The organism is Legionella sp. km772, from assembly GCF_003989735.1.
In the GTDB taxonomy this organism is placed as follows: Bacteria; Pseudomonadota; Gammaproteobacteria; order Legionellales; family Legionellaceae; genus Legionella.
Map to the genome: position 1 here is coordinate 1 of NZ_RZGQ01000344.1, position 1,397 is coordinate 1,397.

Below are 1,397 nucleotides of genomic sequence, written 5' to 3' on the forward strand. Positions count from 1 at the left end.
CATCATCATACTATCAAAGTTCCTATCGCGGGAGAGGGGGTAGATCGAAGTGAAATTAAAAAATCTGTGACCAATTCAAAATAAAATCTTGTCTATAAAAACTTCAGGGACGTTGCCTAATTAAAGTACTGCGCCAACTACCTAAAAACAGGAGAATCATTAGGGCAGTTAGGGCTGCAGCAATAACCCCTTCCGTGATTACCCCTTTAATTGCCGCCGTAACAAAGATGGACTGATCTGCGAAGAAATCTAAATTAAGGCCGGCAGGCATAATTTGTTTAATTTGCGGAATTAATGCTTTAATTCGTTTTACAATTTCTATGGTGGACGCTTCCCCCGTTTTCTGTACCGACATCATGACTGCTCGTTGGCCGTTAACCCGAACAATATTCGTTTGGGGAGGAAAGCCGTCGCGCGCATGGGCTACATCGCGGATATACAGAACTCGTCCAGGAGTTGCTTTTACAGGTAAATTATTTAGCTCCTCAACACTTAATGGGCTGCCATTTAATTTTATGATGTATTCATATTTTCCTATTTTTTCGGTGCCACCAGGAATAATTAAATTTTGAGCTGCAATAGCGGCATTGACTTCTTGGGCAGAAACGCCATAAGTTTGCATAGCTTTGGGGTCAAGATCGATTTGTATTTGCCTCACCTTTCCGCCGTAAGGATAGGGTAAGGATGCCCCTGGCACATTGACTAGTTGGGTGCGTAAAAAGCTATTGCCAAAATCGAATAAATTCTGCTCAGGGATGGTTTGACTGGATAGCACTAATTGTAAAATAGGTACGGAAGAAGCGGTATAATTTAAAATAAGTGGGGGTAAAGTGCCAGGTGGTAAGGAACGCAGCATCGTTTGAGCTACCCCTGTAACCTGGCTTAGAGCAATATTTATATTTACGGTGGGTTGAAAAAAGATTTTAATCACCCCAACGCCCAGTAATGATTGAGATTCAATGTGCTCTACATCATTCACCACAGTAGGTACTACGCGCTCGAAGACACTGGTAATGCGATTGGCCATGTCTTCAGGTGGCATTCCAGTGTAATTCCAAACCACACTTACCACCGGAATATTAATATCGGGAAAAATGTCGGTTGGGGTGCGCATTAGGGTGAGAGGCCCGATAATGAGTAACATTAAGGCCAATACAATAAAGGTATAGGGTCGCGAAAGCGCGATGCGCACAATCCACATAACAATCCATGTCCACGAGCAACTAAAGCTCAGGGTACAACAGTGGCTCGATAAAATCTACACTAGCACCCCAAAGCTCAGGGCCACCTCATGAAAAAAATCTAGCTTAAATCGGTAAATAATGAGAGGCTAGCTTCATTTAAATGGATATAGGAATGAAGCTGGAAGAAGGATTTTTAGATTTTTTTATTTCACT

1 protein-coding gene is annotated in these 1,397 nt (G+C 42.3%); it reads right to left on the reverse strand.

Features of this window, described 5'->3' with window-relative positions; translation table 11 throughout:
• Positions 1-103: 103 nt before the first annotated feature.
• A complete protein-coding gene (locus tag ELY15_RS15775) occupies positions 104-1,201 on the reverse strand; it encodes an efflux RND transporter permease subunit (protein ID WP_127101709.1) in 1,098 nt (365 codons plus the stop codon).
• Between the last annotated feature and the right edge of the window lie 196 nt (positions 1,202-1,397).